This window comes from Nostoc sp. FACHB-892 (assembly GCF_014698795.1).
In the GTDB taxonomy this organism is placed as follows: domain Bacteria; phylum Cyanobacteriota; class Cyanobacteriia; order Cyanobacteriales; family Nostocaceae; genus Nostoc.
Map to the genome: position 1 here is coordinate 1 of NZ_JACJTR010000063.1, position 26,882 is coordinate 26,882.

A 26,882-nucleotide genomic window follows, 5' to 3' on the forward strand; every position below is an offset into this window, starting at 1 on the left:
ACGACGTTTCTTTGATAATCAAGCTGTTGAATTATTTCTCCAATGTGCTGCGCTTAACCGCATGATCCAGTTAGGCAAGCCGGACAGTTACAAAGTAGAAAACTAATACTACTCCACTATCGGATTAGTATGTCTTTTTTTCATTCACGCAACAAAGCCGATAAGAGTTGGAAAGGTAATAAAGCTCCCGCCACCCGCTACAGCATTTAAGCCGCCTGCAATGAAAGCGGTACTAAATAGAAGTAAGCTATGGAAAAGTGTTAAAGATGGTGGCATTATTTACGAATTATTAATTTGGGAATATCACTTGGAGAATGGGCAATCCAATCAGCACCATGAGTTTTTAATTCCTCCTCAGTTCCATAGCCATAAGTGACACCAATTGAGGCGATGTGATGGCGCTTGGCTCCAGTGATGTCATGTGAGCGTTAGCGTTCGCGGAGCGTCTCGTAGAGAAGCTTAACGAAGTTATCGCCTACCATCACCACACTAGATGGTAAAAGTTTTTCTGTTAATAAAATATGGTGAATTAAGTCCCCTTTTATGCTTCGCGTTCCGTCAAGTTCGCTACCATAAACACCATCAAAAAGCAATGACAAGCCAAAATATTCAATAATTTGCGTTGCATAAATATATGGTTTAGAAGTAGCAACAAAAGTTTTATAACCAGCAAAACGAATGGTTTTTAGGGCTTCTGTAATCTGTGGATAAAGGGAGTTTTCAAATAGTCCAATTGTGGCAAAGCGACGACGATAATGTAAAATAGCTTGTTCAATTACTGTGCTATCCAAGGTATTGAGTAATTGCGAAAAGCTATCTTTCAGTGGTGGGCCGATACACCAATGTAATTCATCAGCATTCGGTGGTTTGTAACCGAGTTCAGAGAGTGCATACTGAATGCAACCAGTGATGCCAGGTTTCGGATCTGTCAAAGTCCCGTCAAGATCAAAAAGGATAGCGGAGAAAGGCATATCTTAATTCCCAATTCAATCCCTAATTTTGAGCGATTTCACAAAACCTTCTGCACTAAGTAACGCAATACCCAATGTGACAACACCAATCCCCACGCTCTGAATTACATTTAAAGTTTCATTAATGGTTATCCATGCAACTAATGCTGTCAATGCTAGACTTTTTTAACTTGAGTACATTGCTTAATATTACAGTATTAAGATGCAACTACAGTTTGAGCCAATGTTGTATCAATCGCTTTATTCCAATTTGGCTGTTGCTCAATCAGTCCAAGACGAGTGAGTAATTGGGATTGCTCGAGCAACTCTTGGCGATACTCATTATTTGGAGGTTCAAGTATCAGGTTACGACGACTGAAAGTTAAGTCAGCCGCTTCTGGCGATAACTTATTTTGTTTGACCAGAATATCTACAGCTGGTTGACGGTTATTTTTTGCCCAAGTTATTGCTTGTTTATAGGCTTGCAAAAACTTTTGTACAACCTCTGGATTTTCTTCTATGTAATCTATCCGCCCAAACAGAGCTACATAATTTAACTGGTATCCCTCCCCATCAACTAAGGGTACTACTTCTTTAGCAACTTCAGCACTAGCATAGAAAGGGTCCCATGTTCCCCAAACATCAATAGCACCTGATAATAATGCAGATCTACCTGCATCGTTCTCAATTTGCACCCATTCTACATCAGTATCTTTCAGTCCCGCACGTTCTAGTACTCTGATTGCAAAATAGTAGCTTTTTCCCGACGGGTTACCGAGTTTTTTACCTTTTAAATCAGCAATTTTTTTTATTGGGGAATTAGGGAGAACTAATAGAGCATGGGTTTTTGGGCTACGCTCAACTAAAGCAATTATCCTAATAGGTTGACCATTAGCAATTGCTGCTATTGGTGTCCCACCCAAACCTAAATCTAGAGCGCCAGCAGATAGCGCTTCTGCCAATGGTCTGAGTGACAGCATACGACGAAACTCAAAATTAGTTGATTGTCCTGCAAAGGCTTTCTCCAATAACTTTTGTTCTCTAAGTGCATATACAGCAACGTATGGTGGCTGAAAACCTAGACGCAGTTTTGTAGAACTCGCATCAGTGTTAGCTGCTACAAGATTACCACTAGATTTATTTGATGGAGCATTAGCAAATTTATTGCAAGCAGCTAAAGCTGCTGTTGATATACCCAAACCCAGTAAACCACGACGTTTTAGTTTCATATCAGCACTATTTTTAATGATGTTAACAAGTCCATATCTCAATAGCTAAATCTTCGCTATTTGAGATAAATACTTTATAAGTACTTCCCATATCAACGACATTTAAATTGGAAAGCAGTATAAAAATTTGATAATAATTTTTATAAAAAAATTAAATAGCAAAATTCTTTTGCTATAGCAATCCTATTTGATTCGTGAAAAATATAAATAAGAAAACGAACCGCAAAGTACGCTAAGGGCACAAAGGGAAGAAAAGAGAAAGAGATATATAATTTTCACAAATCATTTAGGGCTGCTATATTTAATTCATATATTTATAGGCATACATTTTGATTTACAAGCAACTTATAACCTTAGACCCGCTTGTTTCATCAGAGGTAAGATGCGAGCGCCAAAAAATTCCAGGTCTGGCTTAAAGTCATAAAAGCTCAACTGCAACCCATCAACACCAGCATTTTTCAACTTTACAAACTGCTTCACTACCTGCTCAGGTGTACCGATGACCTCGATGTTACCGCCAATAGCCCGGCGCTTTGGTTCATCTTTATCCACGCGACCCTTCCAAGCGTGTGCGTCGCTGTTGAATCGGCTAAAGCCCAAAGGTGCAGATGGGTCAGCATGAGCAACGATCGCATCGTGGTACTCCCAAGTTTCGCGCTCAGTTTCGCGGCTGATTACTATTGGGTTGAGGAGGGTTCGCACTTCCCGCCCTATATCGCGTGCAGCCTGCTTCACTCTTTTAGTATGTGTAGGTAACGCTTCAATGGCGCTCTTGAAATCTGAACCTGCGGGGCTGGTGATGAACACAATATCAGAATAACGTGCAGCGAAAGAAATTCCTGCATCTGAGCCTGTAGCGTTGACTAGCACTGGACGACCATATTTCGGCTTAGGTGTAACATAGGCATCATTGAGCTTCCACGAAGACTTGCCCTCAAATGAGAAGTTCTCGTCATCACCCCACAGGCGTTGCAGCACTTCGATGAACTCAGCTGCAAGTTCATAACGGTGGTCATGCTCAATGCGCTTCCAACCAAACATCTCGTGTTCAACAGCGCGATGTCCAGTCACTACGTTAATACCCCAGCGACCCCCTGATATATGATCGAGTGTTGCGCCATACTTGGCTAAGTGTAAGGGATGAATCGGCCCATACAACACATGGATAGTGGAGATCAGCATTATCTTCTGTGTCAGACTCGTGAGTGCAGCTGTGGTCACAAAAGAGTCCAGGGCTTGGCCGTTGAACACGCCGCCATAGCCACCTTTGGGTAACCACTGTGACAACGCAAATATCAAATCAAACCCCAGCGCTTCGGCTTGCAGCACTAAAGCCTTATTATATTCAAAGCTCCAGTCTGTAGTGCGTGGTAGTGTGGAGGCACTCCAACCACCTGCTTGAATGGGGAGAAATAACCCCAACAATACAGGCTGTTGCAATGCTTGGGAGAGGGGGCTGTTGGCAAAATCTGTCGGAGCCAGAAAGTGATCGCTACCGACAATTGAACCGGGGTGATGGCTAAGAATCATTGCTCAAATTAGGTAGATAACTAATCTATTGGTTCCGCACCGATCGCACTCAACGCAGCTTTGGCAATGGCAATATCTTGCTCGACAGTACCACCGCCAACACCGATGGCTCCTACATGCACGCCGCCAAAGCGGATGGGCAAACCACCACCGAGATTTGTTAATAAGTTGCCAGAAGCTAACGGTAATGCCACAGTCAGATGATCGGCAAAATTTCCTGTAGGGCGACGAATTGAAGCTGCTGTTTGTGCTTTGCGTTTGCTAGTCTCTACACTATGAGGTGGCGCTCCATCACCATGTGCAAAGGCTACCAAAGTTAAAAGCGAGTTGTAAACAGCAATAGATACGTCAGCACCTAGATTTTGGCTTTCTTTTAAACCTGCTTTTATTGCTGCTAATGCGGTATCAACTGTAATTAATTCAACAGTTCTTGTAGATGTAGATGTCTGTACCATAATTTTTTATCTTCCAACTGCAACAGCTTGGCGTTCTCGTTTGGCTACTTCTTTCCGTACTAAAGGAATGACTTCGCGTCCATAATCAATGGCATCTTGTAGCGGATCGAAGCCTCGGATTAACAGGGTAGTTACACCTGCGTCATAGTAATCAACTAAAGCTTCTGCAACTTGTTCCGGTGTTCCTACTAGTGCAGTTGTGTTCCCAGCAGCACCAGTAGCAGCAGCGATCGGTGTCCATAAACGCTTATCGTAGATTTCGCTTTTAGCTGCGAAATCCAGTAACCTTTGCGATCCTACCGCCTGTGGTCTAGCTGGGGGAGCGACTTTTGCACCTCCTCGTTGTTCTTGAATTCGTCCTAAAATATTTCTGGCTTTTTCCCAAGCCTGTTCTTCTGTCACACCCAAGATAGGACGCAGAGATACACTAAAACGGATAGAACGACCAGGAGGTAAAGCCGCACGAACTAGAGCGATCCGTTCTTTTACTGCGGCAATTGGCTCACCCCACAAAGCATATACACTACTATGCTTGGCTCCTACTTCTACTGCTGGGCCAGATGCGCCACCAAAGTAAAGGGGAATATGGGGCTTTTGCAGTGGCTTGATGGCGGAGAAAGCATCTTTAACACGGTAAAATTCACCCTCGTAATCAAAGGGTGTATCGCTTGTCCAGACACGACGGACAATTTCGAGATACTCATCAGTACGGCGATAACGGTTGTCATGGTCAAGCCAGTCGCCATCTTTTTGCTGGTCAGCATCACTACCGCCAGTGATAATATGCACCGCAATCCGACCATTAGTGAAATGATCGAGGGTAGCTGCTTTGCGTGCTGCTAAAGTTGGTGCTACAAAACCTGGTCGATGAGCAATCAAAAAGCCTAAGCGATCGGTAAATGCAGCTGCATGGGTAGCAACAGTAAAACCATCAGGGCTACTAGAGCTATAGCCGATTAATACTTTATCAAAATCGCCTTTTTCATGGGCTTGGGCAAACTCACGTACATATCTGGGGTCAATAATGTCATCCCCCAGATTACCCGGTACACTATTTAACTCCGAAGCAGGTTTGGTGCGGATTAACCCGATGAACTCAACTGGCATGATAATGCTCCTGAATACTCCCTATTCTCTATTGCCTGTTCCCTGTTCCCTTTCACTCCAATAAATCTGGTTGATCGTGGGTAATTTCATCCCATAAATATTGGAATGCACGCCAACCTGCTTCGTGGCTACCATTACGTTTTTGAATACTTAAGGCGAGGTCGTGTTCAATGGGGATGGGTTTACCTACGGCTTCTACTAATAACTGGGATTTAGTAGCATCTTCTAGACGGATAAACCACCAAGCTGCTTCGTCTACACTGTGTCCTACGGTTAATAATCCATGATTGCGGAGAATTGCGGCTTTGCTATTACCTAATCCTTCTGCAATGCGTTTTCCTTCACTGGTATCTAACACAACGCCTTTGTAATCATCAAATAAAGCATGATCTTGGTAGAAAACAGCAGAATCTTGGGTAATCGGATCGATTAACCTACCTAGCGATGACCAAGTTTTGCCATAGAAGGAATGAGCATGAGCCGCCGCTACTACATCTGGACGGGCTTCGTGGATTTGCGAGTGAATAGCATAAGCTGCTTGATTAAGTGCGCCATCACCTTGAACAACTTTACCTTCAGAATTCACTAGGATTAAGTCTGATACACGAACGCGACTGAAGTGAATACCAAAAGGATTGACCCAAAAATGGTCAGTGAGTTCAGGATCGCGGACTGTGATGTGTCCTCCTAGTCCTTGGGCAAAACCTAAACGGGCAAAGATTCGCAACGCAGCAGCCAAGCGTTCTTTGCGATGACGACGCTCTGCTTCTACAGAGGTAAAGGTTGGTGGTTTAAGAAGAGTACCATTGCGGACGATGGAAGTTTGTACCATGATTCTCAATTCCTATAAATAGAAGATTATTTAATAAATGCAGCTAGTTACGACTCAGATGGCTGCAACGTCAAACTATTGCCAGAATTATTTGATTAATTTTTTTAACAGACGCGATCGCACAGGGCTAATAAAATCTTCCGTCTCATTATTATTTACCCAAAGTTAGATTTGAAATTATCTAGCACAGCAGCTCTTTGGAGTAGATTGGTAACATTTATTATTCAACTACGGTAAGTCAGTCAAGATACTGTATTTATGCAATATGAACTTACCATACTTTACCTGAAGAAGCAAGCTTAAGACTGTCACCCCTTGTTTTTTATCGTCATATATGCAAATCTCATATTTATAAAATACGATTTGTCGATTGGTTTACAGTACTTTCAGGTTCAAGAAATTAAAAATTAACTGCCAAGTGCCAATTATAAAGGTTCTGGAAAGCTTGCCTGAGCCTAGCTATGGGAGTTAAATTCCCATTTAGAGCAGACTCACCATTCTTTCAAACCCTACCTAATTATGAGCCAAAGACTATCCCACAGTTGCAGAAAATGTGTTGATAACAACAAATTGGATAGCACAATACATCTTACGAGCAAACAAGGAAAATACGCGAGATTGCAACTGATAAATTCGCGTTACAAAAGTTTAAAATTGGCAGATTAATCGGCTCTCTTCGACATAAGTGAACAACTCACACACAGGCGCAAAATATGACTGCTACTATCACCCGTCCAGCTTGGACAATTGAATTTGAAAATGAAACTATTGATAGGTTAATTGATAAATATGCTCCCCATATTCCAAAAAAGCGGTTACAGGAGCCAAAAGCGATCGCCACAGCAGAAGAACTAGAGAATTTCTACCATTTTCGCGTTGGTGGTGCAGCCCATGACCTATTTATTGTGCAAGTTGTCGCCAACGTTATTGATAAAATTCCCGATCCGGAATTGCAGTTATTTTTAAGTCGCCAATTAGGTGATGATGGCGCACATGCAGAAAATACTCGTCGCCGTGTAGAAGCGTTATTTGGTCACGATCCCATTGAAGATATTCAAAAGCAAGTACAAAAGCATTGGGATTTTATGGGAGATATACCCCGCCGTGGCTGGTTAGGCTTTTTAGCTTTCGAGCTGCATTATGAACATCATATTGTTGCCATTGGCTCATTAAATCGGCGTTTGTCACGACTATACGATCTACAATCTTCAAGCTTTGCGACAGCGAGAATCATCCCAGATGAAACATTCCACCGTGCAGGTGTTGCAGAGTGGTGGTTACGTAAATTTGACAAAGCTTCTTCAACAGAAAAAGCTGAGTTAGCTGCACAGGTAATAGAAGCAGACGAAGAAGTGCAACGCCGTCGCAATCCCTATCTCAAAGAGCATGAAAAGATTAGCCGTCGTGCGCTGGATATTGAAGTGGAGGAAACGGGTGTAATTTACGATACTTGGCGACAAGAGGTACTTTCTTACTTCTTAGATATTCCAGTTTCTCAGCTACCCAAACTCGTAAGCATTGACGATTAAAACGTAATCCACAATAACTCAAGGAACTTATTATGCCTGCAATTTTGACTCGAAGCTGGACTGTAGAGTTTGAAAAAGAAAACCTGGAAAAACTCTTTAGGCAGTACGCGCCAGACGTTCCATTGACTCGTGAACACCCTAGCCGTCCGCCAATTACAGAAGAAGAAAAAGAGCATTTCTATCAATATTGGGCTGCTACTGGTGGTCATGATTTATCTATTGTGCAAGCTGCGAGTAAGGCAATTTTATTGATTCCTGACCCAGATTTGCATTTAATTTTGAGTAGACAAATTGGTGATGACGGCGCACACGCGATCGCTTTTCGTGAAAGAATAATTGCGCTGACTGGACGCGATCCGATTGACGATATCCGCAAAGAAGCAGAACGCCACTGGGAATTTCTTGAAGATGTACCCTATCGTAACTGGCTAGGATTTATTGCTTGGGAACTACACTATGAACATCATATTTTGCCCCAAGTTTGGTTTAATAAACTGACATCAACAATTGGTGATGCAGTATTAGCACAACAAAGTAGTGAAAGATTTAGTGATGATGAAGCAATTCATCGCGTGACAATTGCTAATTGGTGGCGCAAAAAGTTTGAAAAAGCTTCACCTAATGAACGCGCTGAACTTGCAGCACAAGTATTAGAACTGGATGAAGAAATTCAACAACGACGTGCTGCTTATATAAAACAGCGCTGGCAAGATGCAGAAAACTTTAATGGCTCTAATAGCCAAGGCATTGAACCAATATATGATGCTTGGCGTAAAGAAGTACTTTCCTATTTGCTAGATATTCCTCATCTTCAACTTACTTCTATTAATAAGTAAGTTGCTATTATTACCAATTTGAACCAAATAAATAAAGTAGTAGGGTGTGTTTTCGTCAAGCGCCGTACCGACTAATTTTCAGCATTTTGCAGTGCGTTAATCTATGGTACAAAACACCCTACACTTAATGGTTAGATTTTAATTTCAATAAATTAAAATAGAATTTTTCTATGTATGAAAATATAATTCAATGCAGAGTTATTGCCAAAATTTAAAGGAATAAATATGCTCAAAAAACAGCTAAATCAGTGTTTAAATTGGCTCAACAAGAGAGGTTTGTTTAAGTTTTTTAAGCAACCTGGAATTCGCTCGTTTGCATTACTATTTGTTATGGGTTTAGGCTTGAGTTTAGCGATCGCATCTTGCGCTCCCAGTAATTCAGCGAATGCACCAACAGAAAAACCCCAAGCCAGCAAGTTAACTGTGTTGAAAATGGGGCATCAAAAAGGGATGGCGCTGCTGAATATCCTCAAAGCCCAAGGTAGTCTAGAGAAGCGCTTACAACCTCAAGGTATTTCTGTAACCTGGAATGAATTTTCCTCGACTGCACCTTTACTTGAGGGAATGGGTGTAGGTGCGATTATTTTTGGCGGTGGCGGCGGTACAGGTAGTGTTTTTGCTGGAGGCGATCGCAAAGTATTACCTGTAACTGATGAAGTTCTCATAGGGTTACAAAACATGGCAGACAGTTTCTACGAACTCAAGGTTATTCCCAAGAAAATTGATGTTAAAGATAAAAACTACAACTGGGTTCCTGAGCAAAAGTGGTAAAGCACACCTGATGTATTAGAAACCCCTTCAGGGTAGGGAATTAATACGGTTCGGTTAAAAGGAAAGGGAAAAAGGGAAATGTTTTGAATACATCCTTTACCCTTTACCCCTTCCCCTTTCCCCAGACCACAAGTAAAGTGAAAAATGTTTATCCGAACCATATTGGGTATTATTTAGTATCCTGCTTCCTTATTGACTACATTCCGTAAAGGCTTATTGCCTCGGTAACGCTCTAAGTTATCAAGAAATAAGTCTGTAATGCGTCCTTTCAATGCTGGGGTAATTGCGGAAGTATGGGGTGTAATAAACAAGTTAGGCAACGACCATAGAGGACTTTCTGGCGGTAGTGGTTCAATAGAAACTGTGTCTAATCCTGCACCTGCAATCCAGCCTTCAGTGAGAGCCTTTGTTAATCCTGATTCATCTACAACTGCACCGCGACCGACATTAATTAAATAAGCATGACTGGGTAGCGATCGCAGTACTGTTTCATCAATTAAGGCTTTGGTTTCTGGTGTTAGAGGCGTCGCCACAATTATATAGTCAACTTCTGGCAACAATGCGTGCCATTCATTTGTGCCGACGATTTTATCAAAATTTGGTAGAGGTTGTGGATGACGACGACCGCCCCAAACTCTCGCCCCAAATGGTTTAATACGAGCTGCGATCGCTTGGCCTATGTTTCCAGTACCAAGAATTAATACAGTTGAATTTGCCAACTCTGGCAATACTAACCAGCTTTTTCGCCAAGTACGTTGGTCGTGAGCAGCTTGCAATTGCCGTAACTGTTTGGCGTGATAGAGGATCAAACTTAAGACAAATTCCGAAATCGGAATCGCATGAACCCCCGCGCCATTAGTCAGAATGATATCGTGTTCGAGAAAAATCGGTGTCAAAATGTGATTCACACCAGCACTAGGAGTCTGTTGCCAACGTATTCCAGGAGCAGCTGCCAGCACCTTATGTAGAGTGGTCGGTTTCAATTTAAACCCATTGAGATAAACTTCAGCATCACTAGGATCGCTATCAAAATTACCATCACTATCTACCCGCACAAATTTTGTATCCAATGGTAGGTGTGGCTCAATCTCGGCAGTAAGTTCTATCGGTAAAATTAGTTTGATCACGGGTTAATCCTTCACACTAAATAGTCAATGGGCATTGGGTATTTGTCTCTCCTGCCTCCTTGTCTTCCCGAAATTCTGAGCAGAAGAAGCCTCTGCTCAGAAGTGCTTAACGAATTTCAGCAACTGCTTAATCGTGCAGAGGGGGGCAAAATATTTACGCCGCTGATTTTGGCACCGATGAAACCAGCTATCGGTTTAACTTCAATGTGCTTGTTGCTCATAATAAATTCCCCAAAGTTTTACCCAGGGTGGTGTTCGCACTCCTTTAGTTCCTCTAACTTGCCATTAAGTGCAAGCAATATATCAAAGAAAGCGATCGCCACTGGCAGCATAATACTTTAAATTGATAGATTTACCGTATTATACAATTAATCAACAAAGTTGTTTCTCTTCTGCAATGCTGGATTACTCATGCTGTCTCACTATTTATATCTAAAAATCAATGAAAACCTAGATTTTTAGCTTTACTAAGTTTTGTAAAAGAAGGCTAAAAATTTCCGTTTCTTAATCCTAGTTATCTTCAATTGCTAACTTACTGAGTATCGATAAGGAAATTCATTAAAATGACGCAGAAACTTGTCCAAACGCAATACCCTGTTCATAACTTTATCCAGAGCCGTTGGAGTCCTAGAGCTTTTGCCGATCACTTAGTTGAGCAGGATAAACTACTCTCATTGCTAGAAGCAGCCCGTTGGGCACCTTCTTCCTACAATCATCAGCCTTGAAGCTTTATTGTTGCCACCAAAGATGACTCAACTGAATACAATCGTCTACTTAGTACTTTGGTTGAGTTTAATGAAGGATGGGCGAAAAATGCTCCGGTACTGATACTTTGTTGAGTTCTGTATTTCTGCTTGCCCTGACTGTATAAAGGTGACAGCCACCAAGTATAAAATAATAATTAAACACCAAGAAAAATTGGGCAGTATTCCATTTTGGAATAGTGAAATGGAATTTAAGTATATCGAATCACGACATGGGAAAAATTGTTGTGATAAAGTCTGATTCATTGAAAACTACGGTAGTGCGATCGGGTTATGGTATATTAGCACCATCAGATCCTAAAATTGTCTACTTCTAAACTCAGAGTAGTTTTTACAGCCGCTCTCAAGCTTTCGATTTTGGCTAAGATTTTGCCCGATTAAGTTTTAGCTGATTTGTTAGCGATCGCAAATTAGGCTTTTTTGCTTCAATTGCAAACTTAGACAAATAACCAAGCAGTCTCAATTACAAACGTACAATTATGGTAGATATTAAGTTCGCATACTGGATTCCCAACGTTAGCGGGGGGTTAGTAGTAAGTAAAATTCCCCAACGCACAGATTGGACTTATGAATACAATGCTCAACTAGCTCAAACAGCTGAAGAAGTCGGGTTTGAATATGCTCTAGCACAAGCCAGATTTATTGCCAGCTACGGCGCAGAGTACCAGCTAGAGGCATTAACAACCGTGTCAGCCCTAGCTCCAGTCACCAAGAAATTAAAGCTAATTGCAGCAGTTCACCCTGGATTGTGGCATCCGGGAGTAGTTGCCAAAATGGGTGCCAGTATTGATTTTCTCTCTAATGGTCGGTTTGCTCTGAATGTAGTTAGCGGCTGGTTCAAAGATGAATTCACTATATATGGTGAACATTGGTTAGACCATGACGAACGTTATCGTCGTTCAGAGGAATTTATCCGCGTTATCAAAGGTTTGTGGACTGAGGATGAGTTTCACTTTAAGGGCGACTTTTACCGCATTAACGGCGGTTGGGTAAAGCCTAAACCAATTAATCAGAATCCACACCCAGAGATATTCCAAGGTGGTAACTCTAAGGCTGCACGGCGCATGGCTGGCCGGGTGTCTGATTGGTATTTCATGAATGGTAACACCATAGAAGGTGTGAAAGAGCAGATTGAAGAAGTGTCTGCATTAGCGAGTCTTGCAGGACGCAAAATTAAGTTTGGTTTGAATTCCTTTATCATCGTGCGAGATACAGAAGCAGAAGCCCATGAAGTATTGCGCGATATTATTGCCCAAGCCGATGTAGAGGCGGTGAAAGGATTTGGCGAAGCGGTGAAACAGGCGGGATCTTCTAGTCGTGAAGGTCAGGGAATGTGGGCGAATTCCAATTTTGAAGACTTGGTGCAGTATAACGATGGCTTTCGGTCAGGCTTGATTGGTACGGCTGAACAAGCCGCTGAAAAGATTCGCCAGTTCCATGAAGTGGGAGTTGATTTAATTCTTGGCGGCTTCTTACACTACACAGATGATTTGCCAGCATTTGGTAAGACAGTAATACCAATTGTGCGCGAATTGAAAGCTAATCGTCGTTCAGCTGATGAATTAGTTGTGGTGTAGCTGATTATCAAGAGTTTACTACCTCTGTAAGTAGTTGTGTAATTTATCCGGGCTTTAACTGGTAAATCATTCAATAGTTAAGCCCTTCCCTACAAAAATTCAGATTCAATCTGTTAGAAGTTACGCAAAATAACTTTCAAACTCTAATTCCTACGTATCACGAAAATTTTGCTCAAGCCGCAAGTGTCCTGCTCTGTGCTTGGAATGATTCGTTTTTCCGTTGTCAGTTATTTAATCACAATCAAGAAGGAGCTATATTATGACATCAGTAATTAATACTGAACAGAAGGCGCACATTATTAGAGATGATAAAGAAGCGATCGTGATCGCTCACGAATTAGCAGCTGAGTTTGCCAAGGGAGACTCAGAACGCGACCAAAATCGGCGTTTACCTGCTGAAGAAGTAGAAAAATTTTCTCAAAGTGGATTGTGGGGAATTACAGTCCCGAAAGAGTATGGTGGTGCTTTTGTGTCGAATGCCACATTGGCAGAAGTAGTTAAAATCATCTCCGAAGCCGACTCTAGCCTTGGTCAAATTCCCCAAAACCACCTCTATATGGTGGAAGCAGTTCGCTTGGATGGCACAGATGAGCAGAAGAAGTTCTTCTTTGATTTGGTTTTACAAGGTAAACGGTTTGGTAACGCCTTCTCGGAAATTGGCACTAAGTCTGTCACTGATGTGCAGACAAAGTTAGAGCCAGATGGTTCTGACTACGTACTCAACGGACGTAAATATTACTCTGCTGGGGCATTACTAGCACATTGGGTTCCTGTCATTGCCAGCAATTCAGATGGTAAGACAGTGGTGGCATTTGTCGAAAGAGATGCCCCAGGATTGACCCTACTTGATGACTGGACGAGCTTCGGACAGCGTACCACTGCTAGCGGCACTACCATTATTGAAAATGTGAAAGTTAAGGCAGAATATGTAATTCCGCACTACTTATCCTTTGAGAGAGCAACACCAATGGGTGCGCTCGCGCAAATTATTCAAGCCGCCGTAGACGTGGGGATTGCCAAAGCCGCAGTCCGTGACACCATCTACTTTGTCCGCAACCATACTCGCCCTTGGGTTGACAGCAATTTAGAAAAAGGATACGAAGACCCGCTAACGCTGTATAACTTAGGCAATGTCCAAATTCAGGTTCACGCTGCTGAAGCATTGCTGCGACGTGCCGGTGAGTTTATCGACATTGCTAACGAGTCAGGTTTAGAAGAACCCAAGGTAGTTGAAGCATCGATCGCAGTTGCAGAAGCCAAAGCATTGGCAACGGAAGCAGCATTATTAGCTACCAACAAGTTATTTGAACTAGCAGGTACTAAATCTACATTGGAGCAATTCAACTACAATCGCCACTGGCGAAATGCCCGCGCTCACACACTCCACGATCCCGTCCGTTGGAAATACTACGCTGTTGGTAACTACTTCCTCAATGGTGTCTACCCTCCACGCCATCCTTGGCTGTAATTGCCGTATTCTCTATTGGGGCAAAGTATTCAGAGGTAATATTTACCTCTGAATACTTTGCTCTTGATAAATCCAACATTATTCAAGTTGATACTATGAGGTATGGTAACTTTAAAAAATACTGTAAGTCTCAAGCTTTTTTATCCAAATTTATAGTTGCTCCTCACATAGGATTAATAGGAGAAGTTGCAAAGGATGCAATTAATCGAAACTAAAGAATTTCAAAATTATTTTGATTTAGCTAAGTCTTTAGCAAAGGAATTTGCCCAGACTGCTGTAGCGCGGGATGTTAAGGGAGGAACACCAAAACATGAACGCGATCGCTTGCGTCAAAGCAACTTGCTTAAACTAATCGTACCCACAGAGTACGGTGGTTTAGGGCAAAACTGGATTACCGTTCTGCAAATTACCCGCGAGTTTGCTAAGGTTGATAGTTCCATTGCTCACGTCTTTTCTTACCACCATCTAGGTGTAGTAATTCCTCATATCTTTGGTTCGGCAGAGCAAAAACAGCGATATTACTCAGAAACTATTCAGAATAATTGGTTTTGGTGCAATGCCCTTAACCCTTTAGATAAAAGAACTACTCTGACACCAGAAAATGATTATTTCCGTCTTAACGGGATTAAAAGCTTTTGCTCTGGCTCTCAAGACTCGGATATATTGCCGATCACTGCCACTGATCAAGAAACTGGTGAATTGAATATTTTGGTAATTCCTACCCAACGGCAAGGCGTTACTGTTCATCATGATTGGGATAATATAGGACAACGTCAAACAGATAGTGGTAGTGTTATTTTTGAAAATGTATTGGTCTATCCTGACGAAATTCTTGGTAGTAGAGAAAAACCCAGTCAACCCTTTAACACGATTCGCGCCTGCTTAACTCAATTGAACCTTGCTAATATCTACCTGGGAATTACACAAGGGGCATTTGAAGCTGCTAAAACATATACTTGCACTAATACAAAACCTTGGGTGACATCAGGTGTAGAGAGTGCAACCAAAGATCCTTACATTCTTCAGCACTATGGCAAAATATGGGTTGATCTCCAAGCAGCCGTGTATCTGACTGAGCAGGCGGGAAAATTACTACAAGCAGCTTGGGAGCAGGAATGGTCACTTACCGCAGAACAACGGGGAGAATGTGCCCTTAGTGTCGCTACTGCCAAAGTTGTCGCCACTAGAGTCGGTTTAGACACTACCAACCGGATATTTGAAGTTATGGGCGCAAGCGCTACTAATGCAAAATATGGCTTTGATCGCTATTGGCGTAATCTCCGCACGTTCACTCTCCACGATCCAGTAGATTACAAAATTCAAGAGATAGGAAACTGGGCATTAAATGATGAACTGCCAAAACCCAACTTTTATTCATAGTTTTTCCCTTGCCAAATGAAAAAATATCCAGAAGGAACTTTCGTCATATTTGACTACTAAATATACATAGCAAAGTAATCATTGTAAATTTCTGTATTAGTCATGACTGTGAGTTCTATTTGTTTCTGTTCTTCATCTGTTGCCGAACTCGTAGCCAGGTCTAAGCTTTCTTGAGGAATAAAATCACCACAGTATTCATTCGCAGGTACTGTTGCATTCATCTTTTGGGGATAACTCAATTTGAGATTATTCATGATGGTAATAAATTGACTACGACTGCGATCGCTAAATCTGGGATTAAGCCGCTTTTCTTCGCCAATGGTAGAAACAGTGCGCCCTTTATAGTCATGGGCAGGATATACCAAAGTATCATCTGGCAAGGTGAATAAGCGTTGTGTCACTACATCGTATAGAGTTCCAGGATCGCCTCCCTGAAAATCTGTGCGTCCACAACCACGAATAAATAAGGCATCACCAGTTAACAGATGGGTTTTGTTCACCAAATATGCTATGTGACTGGCGCTATGTCCTGGTGTGAAAATTGTTTCGATGATTACCGATCCCACCTCTAGGATTTCGCCACCGACAAGGGAGCGATCGGCTTTTGTCACAGCAGTATTCTGGGGAACTATCACTTGAGCGCCTGTTTGTTGCCTGAGTTTGCCTGCCCCTGTAATGTGGTCGGCATGGAGGTGAGTTTCTAGACAGTAGCGTAGCTTTAACCCCAGTTCAGACAATGATTCCAAATCGCGGTCAACTTGCTCTAATACAGGATCGACTAGAACAGCATCTCCTGTCTGCCGATCGCCAATTAAGTAAGTATAACTACTAGTTGTAGGGTCAAAAAATTGCCGAAATACGAAAGTTGACTGCGGTATCTCTGCACTACGTTCGCTTAATAAAGGCATCGTCGGAATAGTCCGCACACGTACTGGTAGTGATTGCAACAACGCCTTAGATAATTCTTGCGCCTGTCCCCGTAATTCTGGTACAGCGATAGTTTCCCACAAATCGCCCTTGCGCGGGGTTCCCAAGGTATAAAACAGCGTCGAAACGTTACCGTCTGCTGCATATAAAGCACCGTGGGTATCTGTATCTAATCCTAAACCGATGGCATTGGGGCGAATTAATTTCTGCGATCGCAAATCAGTAATCAAAGGATGAGGCGATCGGCGATAATCTGCTGCTACCCCTGTACAATTCACCACTCGCCGGACGTTTAAGATATTATTAGTTTGGGTTTTGCGCTGGCACACAGTCACTGCTACACCGTCCGGCAAAGCTTGATATTCCCGAATCCGCCCGGCGGCAATGCTGAGTTGACCAGAATCCAGCATTTCAGTTACAACATCCGCCACTTGTGGGGCAATGCGATGACGATGCACATCCCAATAGGGTGTAAGATGACGCAAAAAACGTTGCTGTTCCTCTGTCGGTAGTTTTTGCCAGATTTTTTGATTTATCGGACGCAGAGAGTCAATTACTGCTCGCCAGTCGTAGCCTTGGGTAGCCGCAATTTCTACCTCGGCACGCAGCCGACGTAACCAGTCGCGCACACTTTTTGGTGAATTTTCTAGCGTCAAGAAGCAGGAATAAGGTTGAGCCGCTTGATGTTTTAGGGGAAATAATCCTCGTCGGGACACAGCATAAATTTTACCTCGATGCTGGCGATCGCTCAGAGATAAAACCATATCCACCATCGTCAGTCCCGTACCAATTAGCAACACAGGCGCATCAGCATCAAGGTCTGCTAGGGCATCGGCTGACCAAGCATTACGCAGATAATCATCATTACTGTTTGGGTTTTGAATAGCAGGGGGTGCAGAAGGTGAGTTCCCCAATGCCAACACAACTCTGTCTGCGACAAAACAGCGACCACTACGTAGAGAAATCATTGCGCCTTTTTCTTCAGGCTGTACCCCTACTACTTCATCGCTCAAGCGTTCTAGTCGGACATCACTAGGTGCTGTGGCTTCTGCTTCTGCTAAAACCGATTGAATGTATAAACCATAGACCTTACGAGGTATGAAGGTACTGGCATTAACTTCTTCTGAAAAAAATACTGTTAACTCATCGCGGTTGTGCTGAAGCCAACGTAACAAATGCCCTGGATCGTGGGCAAATGCACTCATGTTACCTGCCGATACATTCAGCAAATGACAGTTGGTATCTGTACTGTAGGCGATTCCCTTGCCAATTTGATCGCTACGCTCAATCAGCTTAATGGTGAGGGGTTGACTGGCAGTTTTCAATAGGTGGGTAGCAACTAGAGAACCACTAAAACCTCCGCCAACAATAGCGATCACGGTTGGAGTATGGGCAGTTAAAAAATTAGGGTTCATGGCGGTCTTAGCTAGAATCAATAGTTATGCTGTCTCTTTACTGGAACTAAATGCTTTTCCAACCCAGCTAAAAAATTAGACTTGAATTTATTATAAATTCTTATAATACCTTGATATCAGGCATTAAATACATTTAATTGATAAATTAACAGTAGTTGTATTTAACGTAACCGAATACCTGATGATTGATTGATTAATCCGTTAGTGCGATTGCTTGGGCAAAAATCACAATAGCGCCGTTAATTCGTAGAGAAGTTATTGCTTGTATCTGGAATAATTAAGGGACGATTCCCTGCTAACAATCGCAATTCCTTGCAATGACTGACATAAAACTTGTTTTAGCTCTATTTTTCCTCAATCATAAATGGATTATGAGGATAAGTTCGTGCATCGGCTCAGGGCTTACTGAGTAGATATTGCGATCGCTTCGATGGTATACGTGGCTCAATCTCGGCAGCAAGCTCTATAGGTGAATGGCAGGCTTGTTCTTGCTAAATCCGTAAGGATGAGAGGGTGTAATACCAATTCACAATTCACAATGACACTCGTACCTCGCTAACGTAATTCGCAATTAAAAAACTTAGATACAGCAATACTTTCAAGGTTTACATCTGGATCAGATTTTTCGTTAAATGGTATAAGGGTGTCAAGGGTAGGGGTTGCATAGTCAAAACTAAGAACTAAAGAAGAATACTTAACATATAACGCTTTTCCCCTAGTTAGCGCTCTTCCATCACTCTCAAAAGACAATAATCGAAGCAGAAAAATATCATTCTTTAGCTAGATACTACATTAAATTTGTCGGCTTACTGTAGTTTAAACTACTCTCAATATTAATGAAAGTTAGTTAAGCCTTTAATACTTTTTAAGTATAAATTTTATTTTAAATTGAGGACGAAATGTTTCTAAATCAGAATTTTTTTTCTGCGCTTGTATTAAAAGGGCACAAAATTATAGGTTTATTCAAAAAGCATTCAAGCAAAACATTTACCTTTCTATTTACTGTTAGTCTCAGCTTGAGTTTGATAATTTCTGCTTGCTCTCCAAATCTTTCGGTAATTTATGCATCTATGCCATCATTTAGCATAGGTCAAGATCCAGAAAAGGTAGTTCGTATTGGTCATCAAAAGTTTGGCTCTCTCAGTCTTTTAAGAGCAAAAGGTGATTTAGAGAAAAAGTTAAAATCAATGGGGTTATCGGTGCGATGGAATCAATTTTCAGCTGGGCGACAACTATTAGAAGCTTTAAATGCGGGTCGGCTTGACTTTGGTCATGCAGGAGAAACACCTCCCATATCTGCTCAAGCAGCTGGCGCACCTCTGCTTTATGTTGCCAGTTCACCTCCTAATCCCAAAGGTGAAGCAATTTTAGTTCCAAAAAATTCTCCAATTCGTAATCTTGCTGATTTAAAAGGCAAAAAAGTTGCCTTAAATAAAGGCTCAAATGTGCATTATCTAGTTGTACAGGCATTGGCAAAAGCTAATTTGAAATATACCGATATTGAACCAGTCTTTATTCCTCCAGCTGATGCTAGAGCAGCATTTGAACGAAAAAAGGTTGATGCCTGGGCGATTTGGGACCCATACTTTGCTGCTGCCGAACAAGCTACAGGGGCGCGAATACTTGCAGATGCTACAAATATAGTCGAAAATCGAGAGTTCCTTTTTGCTTCTCAAGCCTTTGCCAAAACGCATCCTGACCGCCTGAAACTCGTTTTAGAGGAAATTAAAAAAGTAGATGAATGGGCAAAATCTAGACCACAAGAAGTTGCACAAATACTCTCACCTTTAATTGGGATTGATGCTGGTGTTTTAGAGCAGGTAGCAAAAAGAAGAGCTTATGGCTTAGAACTCATTACCAAGGAAGTTGTTGCTTATCAACAAAAGCTTGCTAATACTTTTTATCGTCTGAAATTGGTTCCTAAAAAAATTGATGTCAGTCAAGTAGCTATGGTGTCTGATCCTAAGCCTAATTAAAAATGTTTCAAGCTACATAAGCGATGGGCTACGCTCCACTGTAGGCGATCGCATTCTTGCAGTTATAGCTAAAACACTCAAGGAGTTCAGTATCAATGGAACTATTTTGGTTTATTCCAACCTACAGTGATGGGCGCTATCTCGGAACAGCAACAGGAGGGCGTGCTGCTACCTATCCATACTTGCGTCAAATTGCTCAAGCTGTGGATCATCTAGGCTATACGGGTGCTTTACTTCCCACAGGACGCTCATGTGAAGACGCTTGGATTATCGCATCATCCTTAATATCAGTAACTCAACAGATGCGTTTTTTAGTGGCAATTCGTCCTGGGCTGTCGTCTCCTGGCATGGCAGCACGGATGGCGGCTACACTTGACCGCGTATCCAATGGACGCTTACTGATAAACGTCGTCACGGGGGGCGATCCGGTGGAATTGGCTGGTGATGGAGTTCATCTCAGCCACACAGCTCGGTATGAGTTGACAGATGAGTTTTTGTCGATTTGGCGAGCAATTATGACTGGTGAAGAAGCCAACTTCAATGGTGAATATTTCCAAATCAAAGGCGGTAAGCTACTTTTTCCTCCTGTACAAACGCCCTATCCTCCTTTATGGTTTGGCGGTTCATCACCGATCGCCCAGCAAATTGCAGCTAACCACATTGATGTGTATCTGACTTGGGGAGAACCACCGCAACAGGTAGCTGAGAAGATTAACGCAGTTCGGAAGCTAGCTGCCGAACAAGGTAGAACTTTACGTTTTGGGATTCGTTTACATATCATTGTCCGAGAAACCGAGAGCGAAGCTTGGGATGCTGCCAATGATTTAATTAAATATGTCGATGAAGAAGCGATCGCTAAAGCTCAAAAAGTTTATGCTCGTTTAGATTCCGTTGGGCAACGTCGCATGACGCAACTGCACAGTGGCAGTCGTGAAGGATTGGAAGTCAGTCCTAATCTCTGGGCAGGAGTCGGACTGGTGCGAGGTGGCGCAGGTACAGCCTTAGTAGGAGATCCCGATACTGTCACCGCACGGATGTTGGAATACGCCGAACTGGGAATTGAAACTTTCATCCTTTCGGGATATCCGCATTTAGAAGAAGCTTATCGAGTAGCAGAATTACTCTTTCCCCGCTTACCACTTCAGAATTTACCTACTACAGCACAACAGCAAGTATTAAGTCCTTTTGGTGAAATTGTCGCCAACCAAGATTTTCCTAAGCAACAACGTACCGCAGAAGGAGCTTCAAAATGAAAAAAAATCGATTTTATCAACTAGGGTTTCGGCAGCTAAAACCTTGGATTTTGCCGATTGTTCTAATTATTCTTTGGCAATTACTGGTAAAATCTGGCTGGCTTTCTACAAGAGTATTGCCTGCCCCTTCAGATGTAATACTTGCAGGAGTTCGTTTAGCCCGTTCCGGGGAACTATGGCGAAACTTGATTATCAGTACAATCCGGGCTGTGATTGGGTTCTTGCTGGGAGGTAGTATTGGCTTTGGCTTGGGATTACTTAATGGATTGGCTCGTCCAGCAGAGGAGTATTTGGACACCTCAGTGCAGATGATTCGGAATATTCCTCACTTAGCGTTAATCCCACTCGTGATTCTGTGGTTTGGCATTGGCGAAGAAGCTAAGATTTTTCTTGTCGCATTGGGAGTATTCTTTCCCATTTATCTCAATACCTTTCACGGAGTTCGCACGGTTGCTCCAGAACTGATTGAAATGGGGAAATCATACAGCTTACGCGGCTGGTCTTTATTTAAGCGAGTCATTTTCCCAGGCGCATTAGGTTCAATTATCGTTGGTCTGCGTTATGCCTTGGGAATTATGTGGCTAACCTTGATTGTTGCTGAAACTATCACACTCGACTCTGGCATTGGGTATATGGCAATGAACGCTCGTGAGTTTATGCAAACTGATGTGGTTGTCTTGAGCATTTTGCTTTATGCCTTGTTGGGTAAGTTAGCAGATGTGGCTGCCAAAGCTTTAGAAGAAAAATGGTTAAAGTGGGATTCTAATTACCAAGCTGCTTAAAGTTTAGCTGGCTGTAATAAGGCAAAAGTTTGGAAGCAAAAATTACAACTGAGTATGCCAAGGAAATGGCACCTGAAAAAATTGTTGTAGATGAGCCACCACCTAAACCAGACTATCCTCGCTACCGAGTTCATCCCGGACAGCCCATCACCTTGGCTAATTTCGATCCAAATGCCTCTGAGGACTACAAGAAAAAGAAGCATATCGAGGAAGAACTGGAAAAGCAGCGTCAACGATTGCAAAATTTGCAAGAACGGTTCTACGCTGAACACCAACGTAGTTTGCTAATTGTGCTGCAAGCGATGGACACCGGGGGTAAAGACGGTACTATCAAACATGTATTCGGTGGTCTTAACCCACAAGGCTGTCAGGTTTGGTCATTCAAAAAGCCCAACGATGAAGAATTGAGCCATGATTTTCTTTGGCGCTACCACCAGAGGGCACCACAACGGGGGATGATTAACATCTTCAATCGCTCTCATTATGAAGATGTGTTAATTGTACGAGTCAAACAGCTAGTACCGGAGGATATTTGGCGCAATCGCTATCAATTAATCAATGAGTTTGAGCATATGCTGACACTCAATAACATTGCTGTTATCAAGTTTTTCCTTCACATTTCTAAAGACGAACAAAAGCGACGCTTGGAAAGTCGGTTACAAGATCCAGATAAGCATTGGAAGTTTTCCAGCAACGACTTAAAAGAGCGGGTACTGTGGGATGACTACCAAGCGGCATTTGAAGAGATGATTAACAATTGCTCGACTGCTCATGCTCCCTGGTATGTCGTACCTGCAAACAATAAGTGGTATCGTAACTTAGTAGTAGCTCGAACGATTGCAGACACTCTAGAAGCAATGAACCCACAATTTCCATTAGCAGAAAAGGGTTTAGAAAATATTGTGGTTCCGGATTAAGCATGAGAGCAATTTTTTGGTAGCAGAATTACAAGCGCCTCTGTTGGAAGAAATTCCCATTGATCCCCGCATTTTTAGCGGTGGAGATAATGGAAATCCGATCGCAATTAGTGAACAAGCTTCCCCAGCCAGTGAAATTTTTAGAAAAATTGCAATATCACTTAATGCAACTTTTAAAAACCAGGCTGCGTAGATATTTCACAGCCTAGTTTAAAACTATCTAGCTTACGCCAGCACTGGTTGGGCTTCTAGTTTCTCAGCTTTCTGCTTGAGGACGTGCGATTCATTGCTTAGTAAATCTTGGTATCCAGTCCATAAATAACTATTTCTGAATTGGGTAAATTATTTGCGACCTTGATGAATGAAAATGAGTAGAAATATAAATAAATCAGCCACAGCAGCAATCTTCCTGAACAGCGCAAACGCATCTAAATATAGTACATAGATACTAAATGAAGGATAAAGGCAGCGATCACGTGTGGTATGAAGGGTAGGCAATAGGGCATTGATGGTAAAGTCATTGTAAAAGTAACAATAAAGCCCCACGGAAGGCGTGAAACTCAAGCCCAAAATTACAATTGCTGACCACTTTGCACAGATGTCAGATCCACGAATAGATCGTACAAAACGTCATAATCTAATCGATATTTTTACTATTGCCATTTGTGCAGTGATATGTGGGGCAGATAGTTGGGTGGCAATTGAAACATACGGATGTGCAAAGTCTGAGTGGTTAAAAACGTTTTTAGAGCTACCAAATGGGATACCATCTCGTAACGGAGACGCTACGCGAACACACGACACATTTGCAAGAGTCTTTGCACAGTTGAATCCTCAACAATTTCAGTCATGTCCAGGGGGTCAAACCAATTCGCAATTCGCAATTCGCAATTCGCAATTAATTGAGCTTGTTGATTTTCTCTTTTACCTTTCGAGTAGATGAAACCAGAATCTTTCCAATTTCTCTAGTTTCTTGAAGCAAGGACTCAAACTTACTTTTATCAACCAGTTCTGACTCTATTAATATTTCCAGCCAGTATTCAGTTTCTCTTTCTTCTTTTAGCGCAATTTCTAGCTTGCTAAGAAAATCTTTATCAGATTGTGCCGATTGAGCAACTCTTACATTAGCCCCAATCGCAGTACCACTTCGTAACAACTGCTTTGATAAAGTACGGCAAACACCAGATTTTTCATCTAGGAAAGTGCAAGCTTTAACTATAGCGGTTCTCGCTTGAGTGAAATACAAAAGGTGGGAAGATGATGAATGCTGTAGCAAAGTGTATCTGGGACAGGGCAAACGCATCTTATTTACTAATAAAAACTAAGGGAGATTCCAAAATGACATAGATAATTGTAAAAATTGATGGAATGATAAATAAAATAAATCAAGTATTTTTTAAAATGCGAATTAGCTTATCTTCGACCGAATGATTAATCATCAATACTAAAATAATTCAATCATGAGCCACATAAAAATATATTTACTTAGAGAATAAATAAAACTCTTATGTAAAATATTCAACTCAACTTTTGATGTATTATTTTAAGCTAACGCTAAAATACTTAGTAAGTATTTGTTGTCCATCGCCGCGAGAAACTGTTTATTTTTGATTCCGCGTTTGACACGCTTCTCTTGAGTTAAAAGATTAACTGCAATATGTCTGAGAATTGCAAAATTATGTGGAGCATTATCTTTTCTAATTCGACAGTCATCTTCTCTTAAGGCAACATCCAATAGCCAATGTAATGAATTTTCAATTCCCCAATGACTGCGAATAGAATTACCAAACTGTTTAGCATCTGACTCAAGGCTACTGATAAAATACCGAGTTTCAACTGTTGTTTCACCATTGAATAAACGGACAGATTCTACCATGCCAACACTATTAAAATTCGACCAAATTGAATCTTGGTTAAGCCGAGACTCAATTTGAGAGAACATTACGTAATTGCGGATTTCATGACGACCATGCCCTGTTTCTTCTGTTTTATATGTGCTATGTGCAATCCCCTCAAATCCTGTAGCTATGCCTGAAGAGAATAGTTTTTCTACTTCATCATAAAGATTTCCTTGATTCTTCTTTAACCCAATTACATAATCTGCATTTTGCTGTGTGATTAGCTTCACAATCTCCTTCTGGCAGCCAATTGCATCAATGGTCACAATACATCCTGACAGTTCTAATACCTTTAATAATTCTGGAATTGCTGTAATTTAATTTGATTTTTCATCTACTTTTACTTGTCCTAGCACTAATTTATTTGTAGTTGCCCAGGCACTTACCATTATAATTGCGCTTTGGTCACTACTTGTATCATAAGAACCACGTAAAGTTTTCCCATCAAGCGCGACAACTTCACCATCAGTTATCTTCTGTATTGATTTCATCCAGCTCAGAAAACATTCCTGGAACTGTTGAGGATTTATTTGTGCAAATACTCTTGCAAATGTATCGTGGGACGGAATCCCATTTGGTAATTCTAAAAATGTTTTTAACCATTCATACTTTGCACAGCCATAAGTCTCTACGGCTACCCAACCATCCGCACCACAAATCACAGCACATACGGCAATGGTCATGATATCGATTAATTTATGTCGTTTGGTGCGATCTACTCGTGGATCTTGTATCACTGCAAAATGGTCAGCAATCGTAATTTTGGGTTTTAGCTTCATAGAGAGGAGAATAAGAACGTAATTCTTCTTTCTGATAAATGTGAGAATACCACGTTCAATCAAGGGCAGCCGTCCTCACTTTCACAGCATCTGTAAAAGTCACTTTGATTGGGAGGGCGATGGTGTAACCGTCCAACGCGCTGGCGATCGCATAAATTGAGTTTTTCTTTGTGCTGATCTTCTCATGATTCCTAGTCATTAATCTAAAACTATTGAGAATCAGACTGTGAGAAATCCGGGTAGAAGAGTGGAGAACTGACCGTGAAAGCTCAGGCAGCCGTCGGCTGCCTCTAACTCTCCCCTCGTAATGATTATCATTTTTATAATCAGTGAGATTTAATTTCCTCAAAGCCTTATGTAGTTTGAGTCTTGGCGTATTTCACCCTGATTCAGGCTCGTCAATATTTAGATGCGTTTGCCCTGGTACACGGTTGGTTTGCAGCACCTGAAATCTTACAATTACCTGCCTACCGAGTGTGAGCAGATGCAGGTGATTTGCGATCGCATTAGTCGGGTGTATTCGAGTGGGCTGGAGGAGTTGGTGCAGAAGTTTTTGGAGATGCTGGGGAAGCTGAATCGGGCTTATTTGACTGGGCTGGAAGAGAAAGTATTGAGTGTTTTGGAGTCTGAAATCAGAGTTTAAATCTTTTATTTCATCAAATTTGTTCTCGATTACTAAACAGTAAGTAATTATTTTCGGAATAGAAAATTACTGTATAGTTTGAGGTGTACCAGATTATCCTCTCGAGAGTTGCTCTATGATCACTCTGCCTGGTATTGCTATCCAAAACAAAATATACGAAAGTGACAATTCTCTAGTGTACCGGGGTATCAGAGATGATGGAGTAGGGATCGTCGTAAAAATGCTAAAGCTTGATTATCCCTCTCCCCAAGAACTAACCCGCTACAGACAGGAATATAAAATTACCCGCTCCCTTAACTTGGAAGGAGTTATCAAGGCATACAGCCAGCAGGACTATCAACGCACTCTGGTGATTCTCTTAGAAGATTTTGGGGGAGAGTCCCTAGAGCAATGGATGCATAAGCGTCCAGATATATTCTGCCCCATGCCTTTATCCACTTTTCTCGGTCTTGCGATCGCTGTTTGCGACATTCTAGGCAGAATCCATGCAGCCAATATCATTCATAAAGATATCAACCCTGGAAACATCGTCCTCAATCTGGATACTGGCGTTGTCAAAATTATTGATTTTGGGATTGCGACCCAATTTAATCGCACGAATCCGACGTTCAAAAGTCCCCATGTGTTAGAAGGCACGCTTGCCTATCTGTCGCCAGAGCAAACCGGGCGGATGAACCGGATGCTCGACTATCGCACCGATTTCTACTCGCTAGGCGTAACCTTCTACGAACTGTTAA

The 26,882-nt window shown here is 41.9% G+C and carries 24 protein-coding genes and 3 pseudogenes; 16 read left to right on the top strand and 11 right to left on the bottom strand.

The window, feature by feature from the left end; genetic code table 11:
* Positions 1–106: pseudogene (locus tag H6G96_RS36260) on the top strand (IS5/IS1182 family transposase); the annotation flags it as partial.
* Between the two features lie 322 nt (positions 107–428).
* On the opposite strand, the gene H6G96_RS36265 reads toward H6G96_RS36260, so the two are convergent.
* From H6G96_RS36265 to H6G96_RS36290, 6 genes are all read right to left on the bottom strand, one after another.
* Positions 429–971 carry an HAD hydrolase-like protein gene (locus H6G96_RS36265; RefSeq protein WP_242063564.1) on the bottom strand — a complete coding sequence of 181 codons (543 nt, stop codon included), beginning with the start codon at positions 969–971 and terminating at the stop codon, positions 429–431.
* A 197-nt stretch (positions 972–1,168) separates the two neighbouring features.
* Complete coding sequence (locus H6G96_RS36270) at positions 1,169–2,179, bottom strand: aliphatic sulfonate ABC transporter substrate-binding protein (RefSeq protein ID WP_190918801.1); 1,011 nt, start codon at positions 2,177–2,179, stop codon at positions 1,169–1,171.
* Between the two features lie 345 nt (positions 2,180–2,524).
* A complete protein-coding gene (locus tag H6G96_RS36275) occupies positions 2,525–3,709 on the bottom strand; it encodes an LLM class flavin-dependent oxidoreductase (RefSeq protein ID WP_190918803.1) in 1,185 nt (394 codons plus the stop codon).
* A 20-nt stretch (positions 3,710–3,729) separates the two neighbouring features.
* On the bottom strand, positions 3,730–4,164 hold the full coding sequence (locus H6G96_RS36280; protein ID WP_190918806.1) for a heme-binding protein: 435 nt from the start codon (positions 4,162–4,164) through the stop codon (positions 3,730–3,732).
* A 6-nt stretch (positions 4,165–4,170) separates the two neighbouring features.
* A complete protein-coding gene (locus H6G96_RS36285) occupies positions 4,171–5,271 on the bottom strand; it encodes an LLM class flavin-dependent oxidoreductase (RefSeq protein WP_190918808.1) in 1,101 nt (366 codons plus the stop codon).
* Between the two features lie 52 nt (positions 5,272–5,323).
* Positions 5,324–6,103, bottom strand: a complete 780-nt coding sequence (locus H6G96_RS36290) for a class II aldolase/adducin family protein (protein WP_190918810.1) — start codon at positions 6,101–6,103, stop codon at positions 5,324–5,326.
* A 713-nt stretch (positions 6,104–6,816) separates the two neighbouring features.
* Between H6G96_RS36290 and H6G96_RS36295 the strand changes: the two genes are divergently transcribed.
* The 3 genes from H6G96_RS36295 to H6G96_RS36305 all read left to right on the top strand — a co-directional run bounded on the left by H6G96_RS36295 (position 6,817) and on the right by H6G96_RS36305 (position 9,239).
* A complete protein-coding gene (locus tag H6G96_RS36295; RefSeq protein WP_190918812.1) occupies positions 6,817–7,632 on the top strand; it encodes a hypothetical protein in 816 nt (271 codons plus the stop codon).
* Between the two features lie 32 nt (positions 7,633–7,664).
* Positions 7,665–8,468, top strand: coding sequence for a hypothetical protein (locus H6G96_RS36300; protein ID WP_190918814.1), 804 nt, complete (start codon positions 7,665–7,667; stop codon positions 8,466–8,468).
* A 225-nt stretch (positions 8,469–8,693) separates the two neighbouring features.
* Positions 8,694–9,239 carry a hypothetical protein gene (locus H6G96_RS36305; protein ID WP_190918816.1) on the top strand — a complete coding sequence of 182 codons (546 nt, stop codon included), beginning with the start codon at positions 8,694–8,696 and terminating at the stop codon, positions 9,237–9,239.
* A gap of 173 nt (positions 9,240–9,412) precedes the next feature.
* Here the strand turns inward: H6G96_RS36305 and H6G96_RS36310 are convergent, their stop codons facing one another.
* Complete coding sequence (locus H6G96_RS36310) at positions 9,413–10,366, bottom strand: D-2-hydroxyacid dehydrogenase (protein WP_190918818.1); 954 nt, start codon at positions 10,364–10,366, stop codon at positions 9,413–9,415.
* Positions 10,367–10,929: 563 nt separating this feature from the next.
* Between H6G96_RS36310 and H6G96_RS41950 the strand changes: the two genes are divergently transcribed.
* From H6G96_RS41950 to H6G96_RS36335, 4 genes are all read left to right on the top strand, one after another.
* The gene (locus H6G96_RS41950; RefSeq protein ID WP_242063565.1) at positions 10,930–11,091 is read left to right on the top strand and encodes a nitroreductase family protein; all 162 of its coding nucleotides are present in this window, start codon (positions 10,930–10,932) and stop codon (positions 11,089–11,091) included.
* Between the two features lie 518 nt (positions 11,092–11,609).
* Positions 11,610–12,707 (top strand): dimethylsulfone monooxygenase SfnG, encoded by a 1,098-nt coding sequence (gene sfnG, locus H6G96_RS36320; protein ID WP_190918819.1) that lies wholly within the window; start codon positions 11,610–11,612, stop codon positions 12,705–12,707.
* Positions 12,708–12,966: 259 nt separating this feature from the next.
* Complete coding sequence (locus H6G96_RS36325; RefSeq protein ID WP_190918821.1) at positions 12,967–14,175, top strand: SfnB family sulfur acquisition oxidoreductase; 1,209 nt, start codon at positions 12,967–12,969, stop codon at positions 14,173–14,175.
* Between the two features lie 195 nt (positions 14,176–14,370).
* The gene (locus tag H6G96_RS36335; protein WP_190918825.1) at positions 14,371–15,555 is read left to right on the top strand and encodes an acyl-CoA dehydrogenase family protein; all 1,185 of its coding nucleotides are present in this window, start codon (positions 14,371–14,373) and stop codon (positions 15,553–15,555) included.
* A gap of 56 nt (positions 15,556–15,611) precedes the next feature.
* On the opposite strand, the gene H6G96_RS36340 is transcribed toward H6G96_RS36335, so the two are convergent.
* Complete coding sequence (locus H6G96_RS36340; protein WP_190918827.1) at positions 15,612–17,897, bottom strand: FAD/NAD(P)-binding protein; 2,286 nt, start codon at positions 17,895–17,897, stop codon at positions 15,612–15,614.
* 1,070 nt (positions 17,898–18,967) lie between these two features.
* Here H6G96_RS36340 and H6G96_RS36345 point away from each other — a divergent pair.
* The 6 genes and pseudogenes from H6G96_RS36345 to H6G96_RS36370 all read left to right on the top strand — a co-directional run.
* Positions 18,968–19,873, top strand: coding sequence for a sulfonate ABC transporter substrate-binding protein (locus H6G96_RS36345; RefSeq protein ID WP_190918829.1), 906 nt, complete (start codon positions 18,968–18,970; stop codon positions 19,871–19,873).
* A 95-nt stretch (positions 19,874–19,968) separates the two neighbouring features.
* Positions 19,969–21,126 carry an FMNH2-dependent alkanesulfonate monooxygenase gene (gene ssuD, locus H6G96_RS36350; RefSeq protein WP_190918831.1) on the top strand — a complete coding sequence of 386 codons (1,158 nt, stop codon included), beginning with the start codon at positions 19,969–19,971 and terminating at the stop codon, positions 21,124–21,126.
* Entirely contained in the window at positions 21,123–21,908 is a 786-nt protein-coding gene (gene ssuC / locus H6G96_RS36355) for an aliphatic sulfonate ABC transporter permease SsuC (protein ID WP_190918833.1), read from the top strand. The genes ssuD and ssuC overlap by 4 nt, the downstream gene beginning before the upstream one ends.
* Before the next feature lie 29 nt (positions 21,909–21,937).
* Positions 21,938–22,825 (top strand): polyphosphate kinase 2 family protein, encoded by an 888-nt coding sequence (locus H6G96_RS36360; protein ID WP_242063566.1) that lies wholly within the window; start codon positions 21,938–21,940, stop codon positions 22,823–22,825.
* 16 nt (positions 22,826–22,841) lie between these two features.
* The gene (locus H6G96_RS36365; protein ID WP_242063567.1) at positions 22,842–23,018 is read left to right on the top strand and encodes an Mrp/NBP35 family ATP-binding protein; all 177 of its coding nucleotides are present in this window, start codon (positions 22,842–22,844) and stop codon (positions 23,016–23,018) included.
* A 360-nt stretch (positions 23,019–23,378) separates the two neighbouring features.
* A pseudogene (locus tag H6G96_RS36370) lies at positions 23,379–23,675 on the top strand (transposase family protein); the annotation flags it as partial.
* Positions 23,676–23,723: 48 nt separating this feature from the next.
* Here the strand turns inward: H6G96_RS36370 and H6G96_RS36375 are convergent.
* The 3 genes and pseudogenes from H6G96_RS36375 to H6G96_RS36385 form a co-directional block, all read right to left on the bottom strand.
* Positions 23,724–24,071 carry a four helix bundle protein gene (locus tag H6G96_RS36375; protein ID WP_242063568.1) on the bottom strand — a complete coding sequence of 116 codons (348 nt, stop codon included), beginning with the start codon at positions 24,069–24,071 and terminating at the stop codon, positions 23,724–23,726.
* Positions 24,072–24,368: 297 nt separating this feature from the next.
* A pseudogene (locus H6G96_RS36380) lies at positions 24,369–25,502 on the bottom strand (ISAs1 family transposase).
* A 55-nt stretch (positions 25,503–25,557) separates the two neighbouring features.
* Positions 25,558–25,701 carry a hypothetical protein gene (locus H6G96_RS36385; protein ID WP_190918837.1) on the bottom strand — a complete coding sequence of 48 codons (144 nt, stop codon included), beginning with the start codon at positions 25,699–25,701 and terminating at the stop codon, positions 25,558–25,560.
* Positions 25,702–25,911: 210 nt separating this feature from the next.
* Between H6G96_RS36385 and H6G96_RS36390 the strand changes: the two genes are divergently transcribed.
* Positions 25,912–26,145, top strand: a complete 234-nt coding sequence (locus H6G96_RS36390; RefSeq protein ID WP_190918838.1) for a hypothetical protein — start codon at positions 25,912–25,914, stop codon at positions 26,143–26,145.
* 115 nt (positions 26,146–26,260) lie between these two features.
* Positions 26,261–26,882, top strand: a 622-nt coding sequence (locus tag H6G96_RS36395) for a protein kinase (RefSeq protein ID WP_190918840.1), incomplete at its 3' end; no start/stop codon positions are given.

What these genes read in the sequence shown, in the direction of transcription:
- H6G96_RS36265 (WP_242063564.1), bottom strand. Translation starts at nt 971, where the DNA reads ATGCCTTTCTCCGCTATCCTTTTTGATCTTGACGGGACTTTGACAGAT.
- H6G96_RS36270 (WP_190918801.1), bottom strand. Translation starts at nt 2,179, where the DNA reads ATGAAACTAAAACGTCGTGGTTTACTGGGTTTGGGTATATCAACAGCA.
- H6G96_RS36275 (WP_190918803.1), bottom strand. Translation starts at nt 3,709, where the DNA reads ATGATTCTTAGCCATCACCCCGGTTCAATTGTCGGTAGCGATCACTTT.
- H6G96_RS36280 (WP_190918806.1), bottom strand. Translation starts at nt 4,164, where the DNA reads ATGGTACAGACATCTACATCTACAAGAACTGTTGAATTAATTACAGTT.
- H6G96_RS36285 (WP_190918808.1), bottom strand. Translation starts at nt 5,271, where the DNA reads ATGCCAGTTGAGTTCATCGGGTTAATCCGCACCAAACCTGCTTCGGAG.
- H6G96_RS36290 (WP_190918810.1), bottom strand. Translation starts at nt 6,103, where the DNA reads ATGGTACAAACTTCCATCGTCCGCAATGGTACTCTTCTTAAACCACCA.
- H6G96_RS36295 (WP_190918812.1), top strand. Translation starts at nt 6,817, where the DNA reads ATGACTGCTACTATCACCCGTCCAGCTTGGACAATTGAATTTGAAAAT.
- H6G96_RS36300 (WP_190918814.1), top strand. Translation starts at nt 7,665, where the DNA reads ATGCCTGCAATTTTGACTCGAAGCTGGACTGTAGAGTTTGAAAAAGAA.
- H6G96_RS36305 (WP_190918816.1), top strand. Translation starts at nt 8,694, where the DNA reads ATGCTCAAAAAACAGCTAAATCAGTGTTTAAATTGGCTCAACAAGAGA.
- H6G96_RS41950 (WP_242063565.1), top strand. Translation starts at nt 10,930, where the DNA reads ATGACGCAGAAACTTGTCCAAACGCAATACCCTGTTCATAACTTTATC.
- sfnG (WP_190918819.1), top strand. Translation starts at nt 11,610, where the DNA reads ATGGTAGATATTAAGTTCGCATACTGGATTCCCAACGTTAGCGGGGGG.
- H6G96_RS36325 (WP_190918821.1), top strand. Translation starts at nt 12,967, where the DNA reads ATGACATCAGTAATTAATACTGAACAGAAGGCGCACATTATTAGAGAT.
- H6G96_RS36335 (WP_190918825.1), top strand. Translation starts at nt 14,371, where the DNA reads ATGCAATTAATCGAAACTAAAGAATTTCAAAATTATTTTGATTTAGCT.
- H6G96_RS36340 (WP_190918827.1), bottom strand. Translation starts at nt 17,897, where the DNA reads ATGAACCCTAATTTTTTAACTGCCCATACTCCAACCGTGATCGCTATT.
- H6G96_RS36345 (WP_190918829.1), top strand. Translation starts at nt 18,968, where the DNA reads ATGCCATCATTTAGCATAGGTCAAGATCCAGAAAAGGTAGTTCGTATT.
- ssuD (WP_190918831.1), top strand. Translation starts at nt 19,969, where the DNA reads ATGGAACTATTTTGGTTTATTCCAACCTACAGTGATGGGCGCTATCTC.
- ssuC (WP_190918833.1), top strand. Translation starts at nt 21,123, where the DNA reads ATGAAAAAAAATCGATTTTATCAACTAGGGTTTCGGCAGCTAAAACCT.
- H6G96_RS36385 (WP_190918837.1), bottom strand. Translation starts at nt 25,701, where the DNA reads ATGACTAGGAATCATGAGAAGATCAGCACAAAGAAAAACTCAATTTAT.
- H6G96_RS36390 (WP_190918838.1), top strand. Translation starts at nt 25,912, where the DNA reads ATGCGTTTGCCCTGGTACACGGTTGGTTTGCAGCACCTGAAATCTTAC.